At 29.9% G+C, this 18,328-nt stretch carries 16 protein-coding genes; 3 read left to right on the forward strand and 13 right to left on the reverse strand.

All coding sequences use genetic code 11. From position 1 onward, the window contains the following. Nucleotide 1 precedes the first annotated feature (1 nt). The 11 genes from IPM32_14905 to nuoE (IPM32_14955) are packed head-to-tail and all read right to left on the reverse strand — an operon-like array spanning nt 2 to nt 13,867. The gene (locus IPM32_14905) at nt 2-2,290 is read right to left on the reverse strand and encodes a TonB-dependent receptor (protein ID MBK8946543.1); all 2,289 of its coding nucleotides are present in this window, start codon (nt 2,288-2,290) and stop codon (nt 2-4) included. Between the two features lie 21 nt (nt 2,291-2,311). After that, nucleotides 2,312-3,691, reverse strand: a complete 1,380-nt coding sequence (locus IPM32_14910) for a HAMP domain-containing histidine kinase (GenBank protein MBK8946544.1) — start codon at nt 3,689-3,691, stop codon at nt 2,312-2,314. 51 nt (nt 3,692-3,742) lie between these two features. Further along, entirely contained in the window at nt 3,743-5,659 is a 1,917-nt protein-coding gene (locus IPM32_14915) for an iron hydrogenase small subunit (GenBank protein ID MBK8946545.1), read from the reverse strand. Further along, nucleotides 5,646-6,854, reverse strand: coding sequence for an iron hydrogenase (locus tag IPM32_14920; protein ID MBK8946546.1), 1,209 nt, complete (start codon nt 6,852-6,854; stop codon nt 5,646-5,648). The genes IPM32_14915 and IPM32_14920 overlap by 14 nt, the downstream gene beginning before the upstream one ends. Nucleotides 6,855-6,862: 8 nt before the next feature. Then, the gene (gene nuoE, locus IPM32_14925) at nt 6,863-7,336 is read right to left on the reverse strand and encodes an NADH-quinone oxidoreductase subunit NuoE (protein ID MBK8946547.1); all 474 of its coding nucleotides are present in this window, start codon (nt 7,334-7,336) and stop codon (nt 6,863-6,865) included. A gap of 19 nt (nt 7,337-7,355) precedes the next feature. Then, entirely contained in the window at nt 7,356-7,718 is a 363-nt protein-coding gene (locus tag IPM32_14930) for a response regulator (GenBank protein MBK8946548.1), read from the reverse strand. A 25-nt stretch (nt 7,719-7,743) separates the two neighbouring features. Next, nucleotides 7,744-9,219 carry a response regulator gene (locus IPM32_14935; protein MBK8946549.1) on the reverse strand — a complete coding sequence of 492 codons (1,476 nt, stop codon included), beginning with the start codon at nt 9,217-9,219 and terminating at the stop codon, nt 7,744-7,746. An 18-nt stretch (nt 9,220-9,237) separates the two neighbouring features. Continuing rightward, nucleotides 9,238-9,642, reverse strand: coding sequence for a response regulator (locus IPM32_14940; protein MBK8946550.1), 405 nt, complete (start codon nt 9,640-9,642; stop codon nt 9,238-9,240). Nucleotides 9,643-9,666: 24 nt separating this feature from the next. Then, nucleotides 9,667-11,394, reverse strand: coding sequence for an iron hydrogenase small subunit (locus tag IPM32_14945; protein ID MBK8946551.1), 1,728 nt, complete (start codon nt 11,392-11,394; stop codon nt 9,667-9,669). Nucleotides 11,395-11,414: 20 nt separating this feature from the next. Beyond that, nucleotides 11,415-13,385, reverse strand: a complete 1,971-nt coding sequence (locus tag IPM32_14950) for an NADH-quinone oxidoreductase subunit NuoF (protein MBK8946552.1) — start codon at nt 13,383-13,385, stop codon at nt 11,415-11,417. Beyond that, complete coding sequence (gene nuoE / locus IPM32_14955) at nt 13,382-13,867, reverse strand: NADH-quinone oxidoreductase subunit NuoE (protein ID MBK8946553.1); 486 nt, start codon at nt 13,865-13,867, stop codon at nt 13,382-13,384. The genes IPM32_14950 and nuoE (IPM32_14955) overlap by 4 nt, the downstream gene beginning before the upstream one ends. Nucleotides 13,868-14,122: 255 nt before the next feature. Between nuoE (IPM32_14955) and IPM32_14960 the strand changes: the two genes are divergently transcribed. Beyond that, entirely contained in the window at nt 14,123-15,121 is a 999-nt protein-coding gene (locus IPM32_14960; GenBank protein MBK8946554.1) for a cation transporter, read from the forward strand. Between the two features lie 7 nt (nt 15,122-15,128). Here IPM32_14960 and purE read toward each other — a convergent pair whose 3' ends face one another. Next, nucleotides 15,129-15,617: a 5-(carboxyamino)imidazole ribonucleotide mutase gene (purE, locus tag IPM32_14965; GenBank protein ID MBK8946555.1), complete on the reverse strand. Its 489-nt coding sequence runs from the start codon at nt 15,615-15,617 to the stop codon at nt 15,129-15,131. A 91-nt stretch (nt 15,618-15,708) separates the two neighbouring features. Next, nucleotides 15,709-16,353 (reverse strand): DUF2807 domain-containing protein, encoded by a 645-nt coding sequence (locus tag IPM32_14970; protein MBK8946556.1) that lies wholly within the window; start codon nt 16,351-16,353, stop codon nt 15,709-15,711. Nucleotides 16,354-16,492: 139 nt separating this feature from the next. Between IPM32_14970 and IPM32_14975 the strand changes: the two genes are divergently transcribed. Next, the gene (locus IPM32_14975) at nt 16,493-17,104 is read left to right on the forward strand and encodes an inorganic pyrophosphatase (GenBank protein MBK8946557.1); all 612 of its coding nucleotides are present in this window, start codon (nt 16,493-16,495) and stop codon (nt 17,102-17,104) included. 24 nt (nt 17,105-17,128) lie between these two features. After that, the gene (locus IPM32_14980) at nt 17,129-18,304 is read left to right on the forward strand and encodes a TraB/GumN family protein (GenBank protein ID MBK8946558.1); all 1,176 of its coding nucleotides are present in this window, start codon (nt 17,129-17,131) and stop codon (nt 18,302-18,304) included. The last annotated feature ends 24 nt before the right edge of the window (nt 18,305-18,328 follow it).

Raw genomic sequence — 18,328 nt, forward strand, 5'->3', positions numbered from 1 at the left:
TTTATTTTAGAGCAATATTTATTTTTGCAAAAATATTTCTACCGGGTTCTAACAAATTAATTCCTCTAAAAGTTGAAAGATGATTTCTAAATGCTCTATTAAATATATTTTCCATTCCAATTGATATTCTTACAAATGAACCGAAAAATATTATTTCATCACTATTTAATGAAAAATTAAAAACAGTATAACCACCAGTACGGTTTTCATCATTTGCAATTTTATCTTGATTCGCAAAAATATTCATATTTACATCGCAGTTTATCTCATCAATTACTTCAATTTGAGTTCCTAATACAAAATTTAATGGCGGAATTTGAGGAAGATAATTATTTGATATTAAATCCTTTCCAATTACAAATGATGCAGTTCCATAAAATGAATTATTTTTAAAATATTTATAATCCGTACTCAAATCAAATCCATAAAGCATTGCTTTACCAATATTTTCTTTTCTATAAACACTATCAGCAAATATTTCTTTATCGATTACAAGATTTGATAAATTATTTAAAAATGTATTGAATCTTAAATTGTAGTTATCTTTCCAAATTCTTAAACCGGCATCAAATGAAATACCTTTTTCCGGATTTAGATTTGGATTACCAAAACTTTTAATACCGCCAAGATCAATATATTGATATCTTTCTTCTATTGACGGAGATCGGAAAGTATAAGCCGCATTTATTGTAAAGTTAATTTCTTTATTTAATTTATATAACGCTCCAAAATTTCCACTAAACGATTTATTATTTTCGTTAAAAGCCAAATATGAAGCATCTTCATTTTTTGTATTATAATTTATTGTTCCGTTATTATTTACGTAAACTGGATTTTTTGTTTCATCATTTTTAATATTTATAAAATCATATCTTCCACCTATTGTAATCGCAATTTCATTTTTTATTAATTCAAATTCATTAGTGATAAAAATCCCAAAATTCTTAAATTTAGAATCCGGAACTGGTTTTTCCACTGTAACAATTTTAGCTTTTTTATTTGTTGTTGTTCGCAAACCTTCATATTCCCTTTGCCAATAATCAATACCGGTGATAAGAATATTTGATTCGTTAAAAATCCAATTATTTTGAATTGTAAAACCATTCATTGTATGGGTTGCATTTGGATTAGAGACAGCATTTGCATTGGGTTTTACTTCAACATTTCTTTTTATTTTTTGATGATAAAACTTTAGCTGTGTTTTTGCAGAATATTTGGAAAGATTATAAAAATAAATTTCTCCATTAATTATTTCCCTCTTTGCAAAAATATATTTTGCTTCAGCAGTTTCTTGAAAAGGCTCTCCACCCGGAAGTCCAACATCATATGCAGAAAATTTATTATACGATAAATTAACTTCAATATTTTCGATTGGCGAAATTTTGATTTTCCCGTTTAAGCTTTCATCTTTAAATGAGCTGTTTTTTAAAATGCCATTAGGTGTTTCGATATCATCAGCGGTTCTGTATAATCCGCTTAAATAAAAAGACCAAATTTGGTTTCCTGTTGATATACTTAAATTATTACTTACACCATTATTTACTGAATTATATGAAGATGTAAAATTTGGTTGAATGAAAAAATTACTATCAAATTTTGGTTCTTTACTTTTAATATTTATTATTCCGCCAGTTGCTCCGCTTCCGTATAAAGAAGAAATACCACCTTTAACAATTTCAATATTTTCAACATCGTTTAGATTAAATAATGATAATCCGGCAGAAAGATTTGTTGAAGTTTCAATTCGGTAGCCATCAACCATGTAAATAATATTTTGTTTACTTAATCCTCTAATATTAATCGATGTTCCCCATGGGGCATCTTTTATTAATGATATACCGGCATTTTTACTTACCATTTCTGATAAAGTTAAGAAATTCGTTTTTTCAATTGTTGAATTATCAATAAATTCAATTGGAATTACTGTTTCTTTTAATAGCTTCTCATAACGACTACTACTCACCACGGCTTCACCAATATTAATAAGACTTTGCTCTAAAATTATATTTAGTTCATAATTTTCATTTTCCTTTATGAAAAAATTTTTCTCAACTGATAAATATCCAATGTGAGTAAACATCAATTTTAAATTTGCATTTGAAAATACCTCAATTTCGTATTTACCATTTTTATCTGTATAAAATTGATTTTTATTTCCATTAAGATAAATCGATACATTACTCAAAGTTTTCCCTTTCGAACTAACAATTCCAAATATTTTTGATTTTTGTGCAATTATAATATTTGCAAAAATGAATGTAGCAATGACAATTAAAATTATATTTTTCATAAAAAACGATTTCTTTCTTGGTTATTGATTAATTGGAAATTTAATTGTAACACTTGTGCCGGGAAACTCACTATTGCCGATTTTCGATGGGCTAATAATACTTATGCTTCCATTCAATCTTTCTACAATTTCTTTAACTAGAGATAAACCCAAACCACTTCCTTCAATATATTTACTTGGTAAATTTGTTGCTCTATAAAATTGTTGAAATATTTTATCTATTTCATCTTTAGGGATTCCAATTCCATTATCAGAAATATCGATTTTAACATATTTTTGATCTTCATTCAAATCAATAAAAACAGCTTGATTTTCTTTTGTATACTTAACTGCATTTCCAATTATATTTGATAATACTAGTTCAAGCATAATTGGATCGCAATCAATTTCGTGTTTATGATTTCTAAGATCATTTACTTTTAATTCAATGTGTTTATTTTTTATCAAATCAGTTTTTTGAGATAAAACAATTTTCAATGTTTTTAATAAATCAACTTTTGAAAATGTAATATCATTTAGCAATTTTAATTTAGATATTCGCAAAATATTATTTATTAAATTCAAAGCTTCATCGGTTCTTGTTTTTGTGCGAACAAGTTTTCTTTTCATCTGTTCGTTAACTTCACCAACATAACCATTTTTAATAAGTTCTATAATTGATTGTGCAGCTACAATTGGACTTTTAATTTCATGAACAACGGCCATTATATATTTTTGCTTAGCTTCTTCAACATTATTTAATTCTTCCAAAGTTTCTTTTAACTGTTGTTCACGTTTATAAAGCCTTTTTGCAATTCTGCTTGTAATTCCAATTGTTGTATAAATTGTAAAAATAAAAATTCCGAGAGAAAAAATTATAAATTTTACATTGTGAACATTTTCGCTAAAATATATTTCATTTATATGATAATGTGGAATACTTCCCAAATGTTCAAGAGTAACTATGCTTGAAAATGATAGAAGTAATAATGTAGCCATTATAAAAATTACATGCACCGGAAGAATCAAACTTCCAATTATCATGTGAAATATATAAAGCATATAAAGCGGAGTTTCAATGCTTCCCGTAAAATAAACAAGTAAAGTTAAAGCAATTAAATCTAAAACCATTTGCAAAAGTGAGTAATGCAAAACATTGAATTTCCCAGGTGTGCATTTTACCTTATTACTAAATAAAATTAGAATAATATTATAAATTGCAATACTTACCGAAATAAAGATAAACCACTTTACTTGATGTTCGCTGAATTGAATTTCAAATAATTTTTGAGCAATTAGAAACATTAGAATAAGCATTACAACCGCACCAAATCTTAGCTGAATAAACCAAATATTTCTAGCTCTAATTGATTTCCAATACTCTTCGTAATTATACGCCCATTTAGGTACAAGTTTAAACATATTTCTCAAAATTAGACTCACTAATTGAGTGAGTCTAATAAATAATTTTAGTTATGCAATATATTTTCCACGTTTAACATAAGTTGTATGCAAAAGCTTATGTGATAAATGTCCACAAGGTCCTTCCGTTAAAAAGTTTTCATAAATAAAATTTATATGAGGATTTTCATGTGACTTTCTTATTGGAAGTCCTTCTTCTTCTTTATAAATAGCTTCAGCACGTTTCTTTCTTATTTCAAGACTTGTTGGTATTGGCTGTCCTCCTCCGCCCAAACATCCGCCGGGGCAACCCATAAATTCAATAAAGTGACATTCACTAAATTTACCTCCTGCTTTTATATCTTCCATAACTTTTTTAGCATTTGCTGTTCCATGAGCGACCGCAACTTTTAATGTTGCACCTTTTAACCAATCCCAACTTGTAAAATATTTTTTATATATTTCTGGCACCAGACCAACTTCTGTTATTGGAAATTCAACAAATCTAATTCCCTCAAAACCTCTAATTGGAGTTATGTTGGCATTTTCAAAAATATTTTCAACTTTCTTACCGGTTACTAATTCAATTACTGTTCGTAATGCAGCTTCCATTACACCACCGGTTGCGCCAAAAATTAAACCGGCTCCGGAAGCATTACCAAAGGGATCATCAAAATCTGATTTCGGCATTTCCGGCAAAAATATACCGGCTTCTTTAATCATTTGTGCTAATTCACGCGTGGTTAAACCATAATCAACATCTTTATAACCGGAATCAACCATTTCGGGCCTATTACATTCAAACTTCTTTGCCGAACATGGCATTAAAGCAACAGTAATAATATCTTTTGGATTTATTCCGCAGATATTAGCATAAAATGTTTTTATCACCGAACCAAACATTTGCTGTGGTGATTTTGCAGTACTTAAATTATCAATATAATCTGTGTAAAAATGTTCTAAATATTTTACCCATCCTGGTGAACATGAGGTAAATTGAGGTAAAACAGCATTCGGATCGTTTTTTACCAATGCATTATATAATCGTAGTATCAATTCTGTACCTTCTTCCATAATTGTTAGATCAGCTGTAAAATCAGTATCAAATACTTTATCAAATCCTATTCTTCTTAATGCAGTATTTAATTCACCAGTTAGTGAGTGCCCTGCTTCAAGTCCAAATTCTTCACCAATTGCAGCTCTTGGTGAAGGCGCAGTTTGAATAACAACATGTTTATTAGGATCATCAATAGCAGCCCAAATTTCATCTCTGGGATCGTTAGCTCTTAATGCACCAGTTGGGCACCTATTTATACACTGTCCGCAATTAATGCAAATTACATCCGATAATTGTTTTCCAAAAAATGTTCCAATATGAGTTTCCGCGCCTCTATCAATTGCTTCCAAAACTCCAACTTCTTGTAAATCGATACAAGTTCTAACACATCTTTTGCATAGAACACATTTATCCATATCTCTCACAACAGAGTAGGAGGAATTGTCAATTTCAAATTTCGGTTCTGATTTATGTCCAAAATTGTAATGATCAACGCCATATTCTTTTGCCAGCGCTTGAAGTTCGCAATTATTATTTCTAAAACAAGAATAACATTCGCCGTAATGTTCACTTAATAATAAATCAAGAATATGTTTTCTTGCTTTTCTTACCATCGGTGTAGAAGTATGAATTTTAATGGGTGCAGTTATTGGGAATGCGCACGATGCTTGTAAAGTTCTCATGTTTTCTACTTCAACAACACATAATCTGCAAACGCCGGCAACGCATAAATCCGGATGATGACAGAGTGTGGGTATATGAATATTATGTTCTTTGCATGCTTCTAAAATTGTAGTTCCCATTGGTACAACAATTTGCTTTTCATTTATTTGAATTTTAACTGATCCCCCAATATATTCTGGGTTTTTTGGTTTTTCAATAATATGGGATTTTTGGCTTATCGGAGCTCGATCATGTTTATATTCTTCCATTATTTCCTCCGTTGGAGTAATTTAAAACTTCATCTTTGAAATTTTCTAAAATTGAAATAAATGAATTTGGGCTTGATTGACCCAATCCACATTTTGAAGCGACTTGCATTGTTTTTCCTAAATCTTTTAACTTATTCAGATATGTAAATGTATGTTCACCCTTTTCAATCATTTCAACGCCTTCTAGCAATTTAACATTTCCAATTCTGCAAGGCGTGCATTGACCGCAAGACTCTTCAACAAAAAATTCCATAAAGTTTTTCAGAACTTTTAACATATTTCTTGATTCATTAAAAATTATAACTGAACCACCGGTTGAGATATCCTCATAAGAAAGTTTTCTATCAAATTGTGATTTTGGAATGCAAAATCCGGAAGCTCCTCCAATTTGCACAGCTTTTGTGTTTTTAGCTTCTACTAAATTTAGAAGTTCATTAATTGTTGTACCCCAAGGTAATTCATATACACCTGGTTTTGCACAATCTCCGGAAACAGAAAATAATTTTGATCCGGAAGAATTATCAGTTCCAACATTTAAAAACCATTCTGCACCTTTTAAAACTATGTGAGGAATTGTTGCAAGTGTTTCAACATTATTAACAGAAGTTGGTTTTCCGTTATAGCCCGTATTTACTGGGTATGGAGGTCTATTTCTTGCTTCACCTCTGTTGCCTTCTAAAGATTCAATTAGTGCAGTTTCTTCACCGCAAACATAAGCTCCTGAACCAAGAAAAATTTCTATATCAAATTCAAATCCAACTTTTCCTAAAATATCTTTCCCAAGTAAATTATCTTTTCTCATTTCATTCAAGTAATCTTGCAGAGATTTTAGTAGATATTCATATTCTCCGCGTAAATAAATAATTCCCTTTTTTGCTCCAATTGTATATCCGGCTATTACCATACCATCCATTACAAGTTCCGGATATTCAACAAGCAATACTCGATCTTTAAAAGTTCCCGGTTCGCCTTCATCAGCATTACAAATTATATATTTTTCATCACTGATTGAAGCTGCTGTAAGCATCCACTTTGTAGAAGTTGGAAATCCAGCACCACCGCGACCTTTTAATTTTGATGTTTTTAATTCAAGTAAAATTTCTTCTCTTTTTAATGAAATAGCTTTTTTAATTCCATCTCCTCTTAAATATTCAGAGAAAATGACTTTGCCTTGTCTATTTTTATTCTTATTCATTTTCTCCCTCACTTAACTTCATTTAAAAGTTTAATTGCTTTTTCCGGTGTTAATTTTGTATATACTCGATCATTAATTGACATTGCAGGAGATTCATCGCAAAGCCCAAGGCAATTTGCAAATTCAACAGTGAATTTATTATCCTTGGTTGTATCTCCAATTTTAATTTTAAGTTCTCTTTCAATTGCTTTAACAAGAGATTCTTTTCCCTTCATATCACAAGAAATTGTTTGGCAAATTCTTACAATATTTCTTCCTTTAGGTTTTGAGTTTAAAAATGAATAAAATGAAATTACGCTGTACACTTCAACAGGATGAATATTAAGATGACGTGCAATTTCTTGTTGTGCATAATCAGAAATGTAACGGTGTTTTTTTTGAATCTCATGTAGAATGGTTAATAAAGCAGATCGATTGTTACCATGCTTTTTTACTAATAATTCGATTTCTTCGGCAAGCGAAGTTTTCTCTTCAACAAACATAATTAACTCCCCAAATTTCTTAAAGTAAGTTTTGAACTTTCTTAATTAATTCTTCCGGTGAAATTGGCTTTTCGACAAAATCATCTACTGGAACTAAATCATTAGCTCCAAAATGTAATCCAATAGCTTTTGAAATTGAAGTATACATTAAGATTGGGGTTTTAATACCTTCTTTTCTAAATCTCTGGGCAAGAAAAAAACCATCGTCAGCTTCATCCATCATAACATCAAGAATAATTAAATTGGGTTTCTCTTTTGTCACAATTTCAAAACCAGTTGTAGGATTAGATGCGGTTACAACTTCATAGCCATTCGCTTCTAAAATTAATGTACTTGCTTCCAAAATATCTGGATCATCATCAATCACAGCGATTAGTGCCATATTGTTCTCCTAGTTAAGTGTCTATTTATTTAAATGGAAAGTGTACAGTGAAGTTACTTCCTTCGTTATATACACTTTCTACATTTATCTTTCCTTGGTTTGCATCTACTAATCTTTTAACAATTGATAAGCCTAAGCCTGTTCCACTAACTAACTTTGTATGTTTGTTTTTCGCTCTATAAAATTGCTGAAACAAATTTTGTTTTTCATCATCTTTTAAACCAATCCCAGTATCAGAAATAGAAACTGAAATAAAATTTTTATTCAGCAAATAGTTAATATTTATTTTACCATTCTCTATGTTATATTTTACTGCATTACTAAGTAAGTTTGAAAATATTTTTGTAATATCATTTCGGTCAATTTTTATTTCTGGAATTTCAAATATTTTATTATGATTTATCGAAATTGATTTTTTCTTAATTTCGAGTTCTAATATATCAAGACAAGATTTTATAACTTCCGGTATTGATACAAATTCAGTTTGCTTAACTATATGATTTGTGTCGATTCTTGAAATATCAAGTAAATCATTTACTAAATCCAACGAACCTTTTAACCTTAAAAGTGATCTTTGTAAATATTGTTTTTGTTTGTCAAGCGGTACAACTAATGAATCATTGGTTAGAATATCCAAATATCCTAAAACTGCTGCAAGAGGGGTTTTCAATTCATGTGCAACCATAGAAACAAACTGCGATTTTATTGTTTCAATTTGTTTTAACCCCGTAATATTCTTAAGCACAACTACAACTCCAGCAAAGGTTCCATCCGGATGTGGAACTCTTGTGCAAGTTGCTTCAATTATTAATTCATTATTTGGATGTATTTCAACTTCTGTTGTGTAAGATTTTCCTTTGGGATTTTCTGAAGCTAAAATTTCATTAACAAGTTTTGCAATATTTGCAGGAAGTTTTTCAATAATTTCATCTTCAATTTTGAGTTCATCAAAATTTAATTTTTGCAAACATGCTTTATTATAATAGACAAGTTTTCTTTCTTTATTAATTAACAAAACACCGCTGCTAATTGCCTCGATAATTGTATTTAGTCTACTTTTCTCATGAGCAATTGTGGTAAGATTTCTTTCCCTTTCCTTTTTTAATTCAAGAGATTCAATAATTAGTTTTCTTTGTCTTATTCCCTTTTCGATTTGATGAAGTAATTCTTTTGGCGTGAATGGTTTTGTAAAATAATTAAATGCTCCTAATTTTGCTGCTTGAATTGCAGATTCATAAGTTCCATAAGCTGTAAAAATGATATAAACTGAATTTGGCTTTTTACTTACTAATTCTTTAAGAACTATAAGTCCATTTTTATCAGGTAGATTAAGATCAATTAATACAACATCAAAATCATTTTGAGAGCCTAAGGAAATTCCTTTTTCAGCATTTTCGGCGCAAATTACATCAAACTTTTTTTTCTTTAATAATTTTTCAGTTCCTAATCTTAATCCTTTTTCATCATCAATAAACAATATTTTTGGATAATCAATATCCATAAAACTATTATTCCAAGTTCATTCGTAATATTTATTTAGCTGTGTAATTAATTCATCAATAACAATTGGTTTGTTTAAAATTGCATCACATTTAATCCACTTTTTTTCTTCAGATGTTGCCGTACTAAATTTGAAACCGGTATCATATGTTGCGGAAGTTAAAATAATAACCGGAATTTTTTGACCAATTTCATTTTTCTTTAGTTTATGGCATAAAACAAATCCGCTATCATGTTCTTCCATAATTAAATCAACAATTGCGGCATCCGGTTTAATTTCTAAAAATTTTTTTAATCCTTCTTTTCCGGATTCAGCTGTAATAACTTCAAGTCCTTTATTTTCAAGCAATAATTTATTTTGTTCTAATAAATCCAAGTCATCATCAACAAGAAGTATTTTTTTTATTCTACTAGTAATTTCCATTTATATTCTCCGACTCAATTTTATTTATTGCTTAAGTATAGTTTTTCTATCAACGTAAGTTGTATGTAAAATCTCATGCGCTTTATGGCTATTAGGTTTTTCAAAATATTCTTCATATAGTTTTTTAACAGATTCATTTTCATGCGATCTTCTATTCTGCATATTTTTATCAATTTGGTAAAGTACTTTTACTCTTTGAATTAACTTTTCCGTTTTTTGATGTATTGGTTGACCACCGCCGTTTATGCAACCTCCTGGACAAGCCATTACTTCAACAAAATGATATTTTGAATTACCATTTTCAATTTCATCCAAAATTGGTTTAATATTTCCAATTCCGTTTACGACTGCAACATTAACTTCCAAATCATTTATTTTAATTGTACTTTCTTTTATTCCTTTCATTCCTCTGATATCTTGAAGTTCTAAATTATCCAATTCGGTTCCAGTTAAATTAAAATATGCTGTTCTAAGTGCAGCTTCCATTACTCCTCCAGATGTTCCGAAAATTGCAGCTGCGCCGGTTGATTCGCCAAGCGGATTATCAAATTCCGATTCCGGCAAATCTTCAAATTCAATTCCGGCAATATTAAAGAGACGAACTAGTTCTCTAGTTGTAAGAACTTCATCAACATCCATCAATTTATTTTCAGAAAGTTCTGGTCTCTCTGATTCAAATTTTTTAACTGTACAGGGCATAATTGAAACAATAAATAAATCTTCTGGTTTAAGTCCAGTTTTTTGAGCAAAATAAGTTTTTAAAACTGCACCTTCCATTTCATGCGGAGATTTACAAGTTGAAACATGATTTAATAATTGCGGTCTGTTCTGCTCTATATATTTTACCCATCCCGGGCAGCAGCTTGTAAACATTGGCATTGTTTTATTGTTTACAATTCTATTCTGAAGTTCTGCAGCTTCTTCAATAATTGTTAAATCCGCTGCAAAGTTTGTATCAAAAACATATTTAAATCCGAGTCTTTTTAATGCTGTTACAAGCTGACCGGTAACATTTGTACCTAAAGGCAAATTATATTCTTCACCAAGAGATGCTCTAACTGCCGGGGCAACTTGTACAATTGGAATTTTTGTTTTGTTGTTTAATGCACTTGTAACTTCTTTGAGTGAACTTTTTTCCCTTAATGCAGCTGTTGGACAAACCAAAATACATTGACCACAAAGAATACAATCACTTACGTTCAATCCTTTATTATACGGAGTTGTTACATTACTTTTAAAACCGCGGTTAGTAAAATCTATAGCTCCAATTTTTTGAACTTCGTTGCAAGTTCTTACACATCTTCCACATAAAATACATTTTGCTGGATCTCTTTCCATTGATGCACTTGAAATATCAATTGCATGGCATTTACTTTCTCCAGAAAATCTATGTTCTCTAATACTGTATTGTTCCGAGAAATTTTGCAATTCACAATTTTTATTTCTTACACACACTAAACAATCTTGCGGATGATTTTCTATCAATAACTCAACTATAGTTTTTCTTGCTCTTCTAACTCTTGGTGAATTTGTTTCAACTACCATTCCGTTATTAACCGGATATGCGCAGCTTGGTATTAATCCTCTTGATCCGGCAACTTCAACAACGCACATTCTGCAAGCTCCGGTAGGCATCATATTGCTAAGATGACAAAGTGTTGGAATCTTTATACCAACAGATTTTGCAGCATCTAAAATTGTCATGCCTTCATCAGCTTTTACTTGTAAATTATTTATTGTTAGTTCTATCATTATTTCTCCGAGTCAAAATTTTAATTTGCTTCAATTGCTTCAAATCTGCACGTCTCAATGCACATTCCACATTTAATACATTTTGATTCAACAATTGTATAAGGATGTTTTGCTTCTCCAACAATTGCTTCGGATGGACATTTTCTTGCACACAATCCACAACCGTTACAAATTTCTGTAATAACTTTATACGTTAATAATTCTTTGCAAACCCCAGCTGGACATTCTCTATCAAATAAATGACTTTCATATTCATCTTTGAAATATCTTAACCCAGATAAAACCGGATTTGGTGCTGATTGTCCTAATCCACATAACGATGTATCTTGAATTACTTCTGCCAGTCTTTCAAGATGAATAATTCCTTTAAATCTTTGAAGCTGATCTAATTTATTTGTTGTTCCTTTGTAGCTTATTGGAATTCTTTCAATAATTTCCAACATTCTTTTTGTTCCTTCACGACAAGGGACACATTTTCCACAAGATTCATTTTGAATAAATGTTAAAAAGAATTTTGCAACATCAACCATGCAAGTTCCTTCATCCATTACAACAAATCCTCCAGAACCCATCATTGCACCAACTTGCTTAAGTGATTCATAATCAACTTTTGTATCTAAAACACTGTCCGGCAAACATCCGCCAGAAGGACCGCCAATTTGAACTGCTTTAAATTTTTTCCCGTTTGGAATTCCGCCGCCAATATCAAATACAACTTCGCGTAAAGTTATTCCCATCGGTACTTCAACCAAGCCGCTAAATTCAACCATTCCGCTTAATGCAAAAACTTTTGTACCTTTACTAGATTCAGTTCCGATTTTTGCAAACCACTCACCACCATTTTTTATAATTGATGTAATATTTGCAAATGTTTCAACATTATTAATTACTGTTGGTTTTCCCCAAAGACCCGATACAGCTGGGTAAGGCGGACGGGGTTTTGGCATTCCTCTTTTTCCTTCAATCGATGCAATTAATGCAGTTTCTTCACCGCAAACAAATGCACCAGCACCTTTTTTAATTTTTATTTTAAAATTAAAATCACTTCCTAAAATATTCTCACCAAGAATTCCGTAATTTTCGCATTGATGAATTGTATTTTCTAATCTTTCAATAGCGAGAGGATATTCAGCACGACAGTAAATATATCCAAAGCATGCACCTATTGCATAAGCTCCAATTATCATTCCCTCAATTAATTTAAAAGGATCGCTTTCTAAAACTGATCGATCCATAAAAGCACCAGGATCACCTTCATCTGCATTGCAAATTAAATATTTTATTTCTGATTTTTGATTATAAGCAAATTCCCATTTTTTACCTGTTGGAAATCCACCTCCACCTCTTCCTCTTAAACCGCTTTTAATTATATCATCTACAACATCTTTTCTTGAATATGATTTCAAAATTTTACTTAATGCCGAAAAACCGCCGTTAACAATATATTCATCAATAGATAAAGGAGAGATAATTCCACAATTTTCTAAAACAATTTTTTTCTGTCTTCTGAAAAATGGTAAATCCGAAATATTTTTAATTCCTTCAATTCCGTTACCAAAACTCCCTAAAACTTTTTCTCTGTAAATGTCTTGTTCAACAATTGTTTTTCTAATGAATTTAGGAATGTCGTTTGGAGTAATTTCACCGTAAGAGATTCTTAAATTTCCGGGAAGTTTAATATCAACAATAACTTCTTTTGCACAATATCCTATACATCCGGTGGGAATTATTTGAGCTTTAAGATTAAGTTTTAGCAATTCTTTCTCAATTGCCGTTTTAACTTTATCAGCACCAGAAGCTAATCCGCAAGTTCCCATTCCAATAAATATCAACGGATAATCGTGTATTTCATATTTCAGATTTTTATTCAAACTAATAATTTCATTTTTTAACTCGGCAGAAATATTATGATTTTCCGGATTTGTACATGCGGAAATAAATTCTTTTTTCTCAATTTGATTTGATTCTAATAATTCTATATATGAATTCATACAGCACTCTCTGCTAATTTTTCTTCATCTAATTTTGCCATATTCTTATACTTTTTAATAATCTTTGGAATTTCTTTAATTGTAACTCTTCCAAAGTATTCTTCATTAATATTAATAACTGGAGCAATACTGCAAGCACCAATACATGCAACTGTTTCCAAAGTAAAAACTTTATCACGAGTAGTTTGTCCCGCTTTGATATTTAATTCTGTTTCCAAAGCAATTAAAATATTTGCAGAATTTTTAACATGACAAGCAGTTCCTCTGCAAACTCTAATTACATTTTTACCAAGTGGCTTTAATCTAAATTGATTATAAAAAGTTGCAACTCCGTAAACACTTGCAAAAGGTATGTTAATATATTCAGCAACTTCAGCCAAAATATTTTCAGGCAAATATCCATATTCTTGCTGGATATCTTGTAAAATTGGAATTAGATTACTTCTTTCATTTCGGGGATAATCCTCTAAAATCTTTTCCACAAAATTTTCTCCATAACTTTGAAATTATGGTACATTTACAATTTGTATGCCATTGGGTTAATTGAATAATAATTTATAATTACTAATAATAATTTTATTTTTATAAAGGATTTGTTTATCCTTTTCTTATTGGTGGGAAATAAAAATGAAAATTTCCAAAATTTGATATTTATAAAGTAATTTAATATCAATTTATGTGAATTAGCCTTTTTTCGATAATATTCTTAATTTTAATACGGAAATAAAAATTACTAAATGGCAAAAAAAGACAACTTCATAAAAATTAAAACTGCTCAAATTAGCTTAATTGTTGGATTATTAATTTTCGTAATTAAAATTTCCGCATTTATTTTAACCAATTCTAGTGCAATATTTTCCGACGCCGCTGAATCAATTGTTCACATTCTTGCTACAGGAATGGTTTTGTATAGTATCATATTAAGTTCACGTCCACCGGATAAATCACATTTATATGGACATGGAAATATTGAATATTTTTCTGCAGGAGTTGAAGGATTATTAATAATAATTGCAGCTTTATCAATAATTTATTTTGCGGTAAGCGATTTAATTTTGGGATTAAAACCAAACCAACTTGATACTGGAACAATATTAATTGGAATTGCGGGAATTATAAATATATTTCTTGGATTATGGATTGTAAGAAAAGGAAAAACTACAAATTCTCTTGCGCTAGTTGCTGATGGGAAACATATTTTAACAGATGCTTACACAAGTATTGGAGTTGTTATTGGATTAATTTTGGTTTTAATAACAAAAATTTATTTAATCGATCCTTTGATCGCAATTTTTGTTGCTACAAATATTATTTTCACAGGATACCAGCTTATTAGAGAATCTGTTGGCGGATTAATGATGGAAACTGATAATGATCTTCTAAATAAAATTTCAGAATTACTAAATAAAATTAGAACAAATTATTTAATTGATGTTCACCAATTAAGATTCTGGAAATCTGCAAATAAAGTTTTTATAGATTTTCACTTAACTCTACCATACTTTTTTAACATAAAACAATCGCATGAAATTGAAGAAGATATATTAGAGAATTTCCAAAATACAATTCCAAATTCAGAAATTAGAATTCATTTTGATTTTTGCATTTCTAAACATTGTAAATTTTGCAATTTCGAAAATTGTGAAGTAAGACAAGAAAATTTTATTCAATTAATTGAGTGGAACCATACTAAACTTTTAAACGGACCAAATATTAAAACTTCGGATAAAGATTAAGAATATTTTAATAATTCAACTTTTCATTTTTTTTCATAGATTCTTCAGCCATTTTCGTTTTGTATAGAATAAACTTTTGCTGTAAATTTTTATCACTTGTAGCTAAAATTTGAACAGCTAGAAGTGCTGCATTTTTTGCTCCATCTATTGCTACAGTTGCAACAGGAATTCCAGGTGGCATTTGCACAATTGATAAAAGTGAATCTAATCCATCTTGAAATTTTGATTTAATTGGAACACCAATTACCGGCAAAATTGTATTTCCGGCAGTTACACCAGGAAGATGAGCTGCCATTCCTGCTGCGGCAATTATAACTTTTAAACCTCTTTCTGATGCAGATTTTGTATAATTTGAATGTTCATCCGGTGTTCTATGAGCAGATAAAATTTTAACTTCAAAAGTTACTTCAAATTCTTTGAAAACATCAAAAGCCTTTTCCATTATAGGCAAATCTGAATCGCTGCCCATAATTATTCCAATTAATGGATTATTCATAAAATTTTCCCAAAATTGATTTTAATTTTCTAATAGAAATATAGGAAGAATTGTTAAAATTTGTAATTCGAAATTTTCTAATAGGACAAATCTATTTTCTTTCTAACGAACCGGCTCCGGAAATATCGGTTGTAATATCGTTTGCATCACCATATAATTCAATATTTCCCGCTCCAGAAACATCAGCATTGATTGATTTTGAAGCATAAACCTTTGCATTTGCTGCCCCGGAAACATCAATTTTAATATTTTCCGACATAAAATCCTTTGCCATTAAATCTGCGGCTCCAGATAAATCGATATTTAAAATATTAGTACTTCCTTCAATTTCAACATAACCAGCACCGCTTAAATCAATTTCAAATCTTTCGGAATTAACTTCTTTAGCAATAACGTTATTTGCACCGGAACAATTTATTGATGAAAGTTCCGGAACAGTAATTGAAATCAGCATTTTTTTTGTGGGTCGTAAATTTTCTTTAGAATAAATGAACAATGTATTTTTTTTAACTTTTGTTTTTATTAAATCAACTAAATTTGATTCGGCATAAATTGTTAATGTTTGAGATTTTCCACTTTCTATCTCAACATCAAAATTTCCCGAAACATCAACCATTTCAAATGAATCAATATTTCTAATTTCAGAAATCTCTTCACCATTTCCTTTAATTCCACCAATTTTGCATGCATAAAAACTAACTGAAGCAATTATAATTAAAATTAAATTTTTGGTCATTTTATCTTCCAGCTTTTTGATTAAGACGAATAAATTAAAATTTTGTTCCGTAAACAATTACTCAATTTGTGATAAAAAATAAATTACTTTTAACTAAATTCATTATATTTTGCACACTAATAAATTTAATGGATTGAAAATGAAATTTCCAACCCCCTTTTTTAAATGGAGGCCTCATCCTTGGCATGGATTAGAGCTTGGAAAAAATCCGCCGTTTGTTGTAAATGCATATATTGAAATTACGCCCTTTGACTTTGTGAAATATGAAGTTGAAAAAATAACTGGATATTTAAGAGTAGATAGGCCGCATAGAACATCCTCTCAGCCACCATCTTTATATGGATTTATTCCAAAAACATATTGCGGAAATCGTGTAAGAGATCTTTCACCAAGTTCAAAAAAAGGTGATGGTGATCCTCTTGATATTTGCATTATTACTGAAAGACCAATCAATAAATCGGAAATTATTCTTGATGCAAAAGTTGTAGGCGGAATTCAAATGGTTGATCACAAGGAAGCAGATGATAAAATAATTGCTGTTTTGCATAATGATAATGTTTGGCAAGGTGCTGAAAATATTGATGATTTACCAAAAGTTATGATTGACAGATTGCGACATTATTTTCTAACCTATAAGTTAATTCCCGGCGAAAAACCAGATGTAAAAATTGATAAGATTTATGATCGGGAGCATGCATTAAAAGTAGTAGAAGCTGCAATTCTTGATTATAAAGATGAACACGGCGATTGATTTAATCTCACTAAAGGTTTTAAAATGAATTATTTGGAATCAGAAGATGTTCATCTTGTTGAATATCAGAATAAAAAAATACTATTGATTGGAACAGCACATATATCCAAAAAATCTGCTGAATTAGTTAAAGAAGTAATTACTTCTGAAAATCCAGATACTGTTTGCATTGAATTAGATGAAAACAGATTGGATGCTATTCTTAATAAAAATAGGTGGGAAAATTTAGATCTTAAAACAATTATTAAACAAAAGCAGTTAACTACTTTAATTATAAACATATTACTATCATCATATCAGAAAAAACTTGGGACTAATATTGGTGTAAATCCCGGAGTTGAACTTTTTGAGGCATATAACATTGCGAAAGAAAACAATATAAATATACAACTTTCCGATCGTGATGTAAAAATCACATTAAAAAGAGCTTGGCGGAAAATGAGTTTTTATCAAAAAGCAAAATTTATGTCAATTATAGTAGCAAGCATTTTTACAAATGAACAAATTTCCGAAGAACAATTAGAAGAATTAAAAAATAAAGATATTTTAACTGAGCTATTGAATGAACTTGGTAGTGAAATGCCAACATTGAAAACAGTTCTAATTGATGAGCGTGATTCTTATTTGGCAGAAAAAATAAAAAATGCTCCCGGAGATAAAATAGTTGCTGTTGTTGGCGCTGGTCATGTAAATGGTATAATAAATAAAATTAACAACAATGAAAATATTGAATTAAATAAAATAACAGAAATACCAGATAATTCATTGTTTACAAAAATTGCTGGTTGGTCAATTCCAATTTTAATAATTGGGTCTATTTTCTTAATTGGAATTAATAAGGGATTTGATGAAGCTGGAAATGCTGCATTAATTTGGATATTGGCAAGTGGATTACCAGCTGCAATAGGAACTTTATTCGCTTATGGACATCCATATTCAATAATTTCAGTATTTTTTGCTGCTCCAATTACAACTTTATCACCATTGATTGGTGCTGGTTATGTTGCGGCTTTTGTTCAAACTTATTTCAAACCTCCAAAAGTTTTGGAAATTCAGAATGTAAGTAATGATTTAAATAAAATCAGTAACTGGTGGAAAAATAAACTTTTACGAATTTTACTTGTATTTACTTTTTCGAGTTTAGGAAGTGCTTTAGGTGCTTATATTGGAGCTTACAAAATTTTTACAAATATCTTTTAATAAATTTTATTAATAAAATTCTAA

This window comes from Ignavibacteriota bacterium (assembly GCA_016716225.1).
In the GTDB taxonomy this organism is placed as follows: Bacteria; Bacteroidota; Ignavibacteria; order Ignavibacteriales; family Melioribacteraceae.

Excerpts from the sequence above, each read along its gene's own strand:
- IPM32_14950 (MBK8946552.1), bottom strand. The coding sequence starts at position 13,385 with ATGAATTCATATATAGAATTATTAGAATCAAATCAAATTGAGAAAAAA.
- IPM32_14905 (MBK8946543.1), bottom strand. The coding sequence starts at position 2,290 with ATGAAAAATATAATTTTAATTGTCATTGCTACATTCATTTTTGCAAAT.
- IPM32_14970 (MBK8946556.1), bottom strand. The coding sequence starts at position 16,353 with ATGACCAAAAATTTAATTTTAATTATAATTGCTTCAGTTAGTTTTTAT.
- IPM32_14980 (MBK8946558.1), top strand. The coding sequence starts at position 17,129 with ATGAATTATTTGGAATCAGAAGATGTTCATCTTGTTGAATATCAGAAT.
- purE (MBK8946555.1), bottom strand. The coding sequence starts at position 15,617 with ATGAATAATCCATTAATTGGAATAATTATGGGCAGCGATTCAGATTTG.
- IPM32_14960 (MBK8946554.1), top strand. The coding sequence starts at position 14,123 with ATGGCAAAAAAAGACAACTTCATAAAAATTAAAACTGCTCAAATTAGC.
- IPM32_14940 (MBK8946550.1), bottom strand. The coding sequence starts at position 9,642 with ATGGAAATTACTAGTAGAATAAAAAAAATACTTCTTGTTGATGATGAC.
- IPM32_14935 (MBK8946549.1), bottom strand. The coding sequence starts at position 9,219 with ATGGATATTGATTATCCAAAAATATTGTTTATTGATGATGAAAAAGGA.
- IPM32_14910 (MBK8946544.1), bottom strand. The coding sequence starts at position 3,691 with ATGTTTAAACTTGTACCTAAATGGGCGTATAATTACGAAGAGTATTGG.
- IPM32_14915 (MBK8946545.1), bottom strand. The coding sequence starts at position 5,659 with ATGGAAGAATATAAACATGATCGAGCTCCGATAAGCCAAAAATCCCAT.
- nuoE (MBK8946547.1), bottom strand. The coding sequence starts at position 7,336 with ATGTTTGTTGAAGAGAAAACTTCGCTTGCCGAAGAAATCGAATTATTA.
- IPM32_14975 (MBK8946557.1), top strand. The coding sequence starts at position 16,493 with ATGAAATTTCCAACCCCCTTTTTTAAATGGAGGCCTCATCCTTGGCAT.
- IPM32_14920 (MBK8946546.1), bottom strand. The coding sequence starts at position 6,854 with ATGAATAAGAATAAAAATAGACAAGGCAAAGTCATTTTCTCTGAATAT.
- IPM32_14945 (MBK8946551.1), bottom strand. The coding sequence starts at position 11,394 with ATGATAGAACTAACAATAAATAATTTACAAGTAAAAGCTGATGAAGGC.
- IPM32_14930 (MBK8946548.1), bottom strand. The coding sequence starts at position 7,718 with ATGGCACTAATCGCTGTGATTGATGATGATCCAGATATTTTGGAAGCA.